Source organism: Oceanisphaera sp. (assembly GCF_048268965.1).
Lineage (GTDB): Bacteria > Pseudomonadota > Gammaproteobacteria > Enterobacterales > Aeromonadaceae > Oceanimonas.
This window is the reverse complement of record NZ_JBLWUK010000059.1, coordinates 1-5,935: the sequence shown is the minus strand read 5'-3', so window position 1 is coordinate 5,935 and position 5,935 is coordinate 1. Positions and strand designations below refer to the sequence as shown.

Here is a 5,935-nt window from a genome sequence, read left to right as displayed (position 1 = left end):
CGGGTCGGTGGAGGAGACCCTTTGTCCGACATTTATAGAGCAGAAATAGATCTGCTATTTAATCAGTTTGGTATAAGGTCTTACCCAGTCAATGTTCGCTTTGGTCTTAATCTTAATTTTTCCGTGGGTTCCGTGGATTCCGTGGCGAAGAAATCTTGAGTCTTTAAAGCAAAATTGCGACAAGATCCACATTAGTTTCGAGGTATTACTTAAGTAATCACGCATAACAGGTATGGCTATATAACGCTCTGGAGCCAACACTGCTGGGCCATATGCCCTAATAACTCCACATCAGTGACGCGGGACTACTTAAAATCATCCTGCTAACGCAGGACCTGCAGCTAAAGCGCAGGACTACAGGGTGCTGTGTATTGGGGTTCTGCCGTCATTCTCGCGAGGGTGACGAAAAAGGTAAACTAACGCCTGAATCCACACCTGCTATGCCGAACTGCTTAATACCGGCTCTGTTTGCTCACTGGCATAAAACTGCCATAAAAAGGCCACCAAACTGTCATCTGGCTCGCCTAGCATCGGTTTCCAACCTGACTGATGTCTTGAGGAGTGAAACCGATGAAGAGCATACTGAAAATCTCGAGTCTACTGACCCTGAGCTTAAGCGCACCGGCCGTGCTGGCCGCCGATATAACAGAGCTGGAAAAAAAGGCGCGTGCCGAAGGCAAAATATACAGTGTTGGTATGCCTGACAGCTGGGCCAACTGGAAAGACACCTGGCAGGATCTGAGCGAGCAATACGGTCTGGTACATCAAGACACCGACATGAGCTCGGCGCAGGAAATCGCCAAGTTTGCCGCAGAAAAAGACAATGCCACCGCCGATATGGGCGACGTTGGCGCCGCATTTGGCCCTATTGCCGTTCGCCAGGGCGTCACTCAAGCCTACAAACCCACCACCTGGGAGCACATCCCCGACTGGGCCAAAGACCAGGACGGCCACTGGATGCTGGGCTATACCGGCACCATAGCGTTTATCGTTAACAACGAATTGATCCACAAGGCACCCACCTCCTGGCAAGACTTGCTGGAGGGTGACTATCAGGTGACCGTCGGGGATGTGGGGGTGGCCGCACAGGCCAACAGCGCCATCCTGGCGGCGGCATTTGCTCAGGGTGGTAATGAGTCCAACATCAAGCCGGCCCTGGACTTGTTTGCCGAACTGGCCAAACAAGGCCGTCTGTCGCCCATCGACCCCAATATCGCCAATCTGGAAAAAGGGGAAGTGGAAATGGCCATATTGTGGGATTTCAACGCCCTTAATTATCGGGATCAAATTGACCGCAGCCGCTTTACCGTGGTGATCCCTAGTGACGGCTCGCTGATTTCCGGCTATGCCACCATTATCAACAAATACGCCAAAAACCCGAACGCCGCCAAGCTGGCTCGTGAATATATATTAAGTGATGCAGGTCAGATAAACCTGGCTCGTGGCTATGCCCGCCCGATTCGCAGCAACATAACCCTACCCGCCGATGTACAGGAAAAACTGCTGCCCCAGGAAATGTATGCCGTGGCACGCCCTGTTGCCGACCATGACGCCTGGGAGAAGAGCACCCGTACCTTGTCGCGCCAATGGCAGTCCGCCGTCCTGATCCACCAGCAGAGGTAAACATGAACAAGGTCATACTGGTCGTTATCGACGGCCTGGCCTACGAAGTAGCCCGTGACTGCATGGGCTATCTTCAGGGCCTGGGCGAAGCCGCTCAACTCACTAGCTATAAAATGCAATGTGAGCTGCCGGCGGTATCTCGCCCACTTTATGAATGCATACTTACCGGCACCCGACCGGTAGACAGCGGCATTTTGAATAATGGCATGGTTCGCCTTAGCACTCAGAAGAGTCTGTTCTCACTGGCTCGGGGGGCGGGGCTCACCACGGCGGCGGCAGCTTATCACTGGGTCAGTGAGCTGTATAACCGGGCACCCTATCAGCCGGTACGGGATCGTTTCACTCAAGACCCGGAACTGCCTATCCAGTACGGCATGTTTTACTCCCAGGACCATTACCCGGACTGTCACCTGTTGCAAGATGCCGAGATCCTCAGAAACCGCTTCGACCCGGACTTGCTGCTGATCCATCCCATGAACACGGACGACGCCGGACACAAGTTCGGGCTGGACTCGCGCCAGTATCGCAACAGTGCCCGGCGCTTCGATCTGCTATTGGCCAACTACCTTCCGCTTTGGCTCACGCAGGGCTATCAGGTACTCATTACCAGCGATCACGGCATGAACCGGGATCACAGCCATAGCGGCATTTTGCCAGAAGAGCGGGAAATACCGCTGTTGGTTGCAGGAGACGCCTTCAGCCATGATCGCCATGCCCACCCGCAACAAATCGAGCTGTGCGGCACTATCGCCAGCCTGCTGGGGGTGACTCACGATAAACCCATGTGCAACGAGTTATTGAAATGAGTGAATCACTGACCGCCCGTTTCCCCCCTCATACCCGCCTACCCGAAGAGCGAACATCACACCATCACCTGGAGGATGTTTCGTCTGTTGCCGCCAAACCCGGCGTCTGGCGGCGGGCGTTACCCTTGCTGTGGCTGCTGCCCTTCGCATTGATTTTTTCCCTGTTTCAACTGGCCCCCATTCTTTGGGTGCTGATCAACGCCTTTCAGGTGGAGGGCAACTGGAGCCTGGGCAACTTTAAAGAGATTATCGACTCGCCCTTTTATCTGCAGTCTTTCTCTAACAGCATTGATTTGGCACTCTGGTCCAGTCTGCTGGGCTTGTTGATTGCCCTGGCAGGAACGGCAGCCTTGCGCCAGGTGCCGGGAAAGTTACAAGACATGGTCGTGGCCTTCACCACCATGGCCAGCAACTTTTCCGGGGTGCCACTGGCGTTTGCCTTTATCGTGCTGCTGGGTATGAACGGTGCCCTGACCCTGTTGCTGCAGCAAGCCGGACTGGTCGACGGTTTTAATCTGTATTCTCGCAGCGGGCTCATCATTCTTTATACCTACTTTCAAATCCCGCTGGCCATCCTGTTGCTCTATCCGGCGTTCGACGGTCTGCAAAAAGACTGGCGAGACGCCGCCGCACTGCTCGGCGCCAGCCCCTGGCAATATGGGTTGCGGGTGGTGTTACCCGTTCTCACCCCGGCCTTGCTGGGTACCTTTATCATACTGCTGGCCAATGCCCTGGGCGCCTATGCCAGTACCTTTGCCCTGATGACCAGCAACTACAACCTGGTCACCATACAAATATCCGCCCTGGTCGCCGGTGATATTTTTCTGGAGCCGCAACTGGCCGCCGCACTCTCTTTGTTGCTGATGGCGATCCTCTTGCTGGTCACCGGTATCAATCAGTGGATCATTAGCCGGAGTCGTTATGAATAAGTCCGAGAAGGCCCCCCTGCTGGCCCGCTTAACGGTCAACGGACTGCTGATACTGCTGTCCGCACCCATTATGATCACCCTGGTGTACTCCTTGTCCGCGCAATGGGGGGCCCACATTCTGCCTCGTGGTTTTACCCTGGACTGGTATATCTCGCTGTGGTCCGACAGCCGCTTTCTGGCCGCCTTTGCCCGCTCACTGCTGGTGTGTCTGGCCGCCTTGCTGCTCAGCCTGATGCTGATACTGCCGACGCTGTTCGTGGTGTTTTATTATTTTCCGCGACTGAATGGGCTGATGAACCTGCTGATATTGCTGCCGTTTGCAGTCCCTCCCGTGGTGTCCTCGGTCGGCCTGTTACAGCTGTATGCCGGCGGCCCCCTGCCCTTGCTCGGTGGCCCCTGGATTTTGATTTTCTGCTATTTCACCATCAGCCTGCCCTTTATGTACCGGGCGCTGGCCAATAATCTGGAGGCCATTCCGTTGCCGGACCTGATCGACGCGGCGCACCTGCTGGGAGCCAGCACTGTGTTTGCCTTTTTGCGGGTGGTATTACCCAATATCCGCAATGGCCTGCTGGCCGCGCTGTTTTTGTCCTTCTCCTTCCTGTTCGGCGAATTTGTGTTTGCCAATATGTTGGTCGGCACCCGTTTCGAAACCCTGCAAGTGTATCTGTACAGCCAACGCACCAACAGTGGTCACTTTACCAGCGCCATGGTGATGTCTTATTTTCTTTTTATCGGCGTCGCGACCTGGTTCGCCCTGCGCCTGCAAACCCGGAGCCGCTAATGCATTATCTGGAAGTCGCCAACCTGAGCAAATCGTTCACCGACACCCCCGTGTTCAAAAACATCAGTTTCGATATCAGCAAGGGAGAGTTTGTTACCCTGCTGGGCCCCTCGGGCTGCGGAAAGTCGACGCTGTTACGCAGCATAGCCGGGCTGACTACACCGGATGGCGGGCAAATTCGGGTCGCCGGTGAAGACATTACCTGGCTCAAACCGCAAAAACGGGGCATCGGCATGGTCTTTCAAAGCTATGCGCTGTTTCCCAATCTGACCGTCGCCGGCAATATTGCCTTTGGTCTGGCACGGCAACGAATAAACAAACAAGAGATCGTCCGCCGCGTTGGCGAAGTGATTGAGCTGGTCGGCCTGAACGGCCGCGAGCATTATCATCCAGCCAAACTCTCCGGTGGTCAGCGCCAGCGCGTCGCCCTGGCCCGCGCCCTGGTGGTACGGCCGCGCATTCTGTTGCTCGACGAGCCCCTGTCGGCCCTCGATGCCCCGATTCGCAAGCACCTGCGCGAACAAATCCGCACCATACAACAACAACTCAACCTGACCACAGTGTTTGTCACTCATGATCAGGAAGAAGCCCTGACCCTGTCGGATCGCGTGTTTGTGATGAATAAAGGCCAGATAGTTCAGGCCGATACTGCCGAGGCCGTCTACACTCGCCCCGCCAACGACTTTGTCGCGGGTTTTATCGGCAACTATAATCTGCTCTCTCCCGAGCAAGCTTATCTGTTGCTGGGGATGACCATTCGCGGCAGACTGGCCCTGCGCCCCGAGTCCATCTATATTCGTGAATTGGGTCGAGACTATGGCCCGGCCATGACGGCCCCCATACCGGCCAGGGTCCGCCACCATCAACTGCTGGGCAACGTGATCCGCTACCAGGTGGAGGCCGCAGGTTGCCTGTTGACGGTGGATAGCCTGAATCGGGGGGCCCGGGCACTGTTACCGGTCGACAGCACGCTGGAACTGCTCTTCGACCGCACCGAACTAAAGGAGGTTGCTTGATGAAACTGGCTATTTTCGACTTGGATGAAACCCTGATTGCCGGTGACTCTGCCAGCTTGTGGCTGGAGTTTATGGTGCAACACAAGCTGGCCAGCGCCGAGATCCTGTTACAGGAACAAAACCTGATGAGCGCCTATTATCAGGGCCGCATGGACATGAGCGCCTACATGGCGCTGACGCTGGCCCCGATTCGTTATTGGCAACCCCAGGATCTTGCCCCGCTGGTGGACAAGTTTGTGCAACAAGACATACTGCCTATCGTGTATCCCGACGCGCGCGACCGGCTACATTGGCATCAGGCTCAAGGGCACACAGTGGTGATTATTTCTGCGACCGGTGAACATCTGGTCAAACCCATCGCGCGTATGCTGGGCGTTGAACATGCCATTGGCATCATGCTCGACAGCTGTGAGGGGGTGTATAACGGCCGTACCCGGGGCGTTTACAGCTATCAGGAAGGCAAGCTCACTCGTTTGCAAGACTGGCTGCACCAGCAGCAGCTCAACCCGGAGTTGAGCTATGCCTATAGCGACTCCCTCAATGATCTGCCCTTGCTGGAATACGCAGACCGACCCGCCGTGGTGAACGGTGATCAACATTTACGACTTATTGCCCAACAACGAGGCTGGGAGCTACTTGACTGGTAATACCAATCGGACTAAAGATGTGATCTAATAGGCCCACTCTGATCTTACTGGATCCAGCATGTCCGACTCAGTTGATTTTTTGGCCTTGGCCAAGGCAGAAACCAACGCCAGGAAACGCATACGACTCCTG

At 55.4% G+C, this 5,935-nt stretch carries 6 protein-coding genes; all 6 read left to right on the top strand.

The window, feature by feature from the left end; translation table 11 throughout:
* Positions 1-570 precede the first annotated feature (570 nt).
* From ACN0VL_RS15015 to ACN0VL_RS14990, 6 genes are read left to right on the top strand one after another with little or no spacing between them, the layout of a single operon-like run.
* Positions 571-1,623, top strand: coding sequence for an ABC transporter substrate-binding protein (locus ACN0VL_RS15015; RefSeq protein WP_417618774.1), 1,053 nt, complete (start codon positions 571-573; stop codon positions 1,621-1,623).
* A gap of 2 nt (positions 1,624-1,625) precedes the next feature.
* On the top strand, positions 1,626-2,429 hold the full coding sequence (locus ACN0VL_RS15010; RefSeq protein WP_417618772.1) for an alkaline phosphatase family protein: 804 nt from the start codon (positions 1,626-1,628) through the stop codon (positions 2,427-2,429).
* The gene (locus ACN0VL_RS15005; RefSeq protein WP_417618770.1) at positions 2,426-3,358 is read left to right on the top strand and encodes an ABC transporter permease; all 933 of its coding nucleotides are present in this window, start codon (positions 2,426-2,428) and stop codon (positions 3,356-3,358) included. The genes ACN0VL_RS15010 and ACN0VL_RS15005 overlap by 4 nt, the downstream gene beginning before the upstream one ends.
* On the top strand, positions 3,351-4,142 hold the full coding sequence (locus tag ACN0VL_RS15000; protein WP_417618768.1) for an ABC transporter permease: 792 nt from the start codon (positions 3,351-3,353) through the stop codon (positions 4,140-4,142). The genes ACN0VL_RS15005 and ACN0VL_RS15000 overlap by 8 nt, the downstream gene beginning before the upstream one ends.
* Entirely contained in the window at positions 4,142-5,158 is a 1,017-nt protein-coding gene (locus ACN0VL_RS14995; protein WP_417618766.1) for an ABC transporter ATP-binding protein, read from the top strand. Before ACN0VL_RS15000 ends, ACN0VL_RS14995 begins: the two co-directional genes overlap by 1 nt.
* A complete protein-coding gene (locus tag ACN0VL_RS14990) occupies positions 5,158-5,805 on the top strand; it encodes an HAD family hydrolase (RefSeq protein WP_417618764.1) in 648 nt (215 codons plus the stop codon). Before ACN0VL_RS14995 ends, ACN0VL_RS14990 begins: the two co-directional genes overlap by 1 nt.
* The last annotated feature ends 130 nt before the right edge of the window (positions 5,806-5,935 follow it).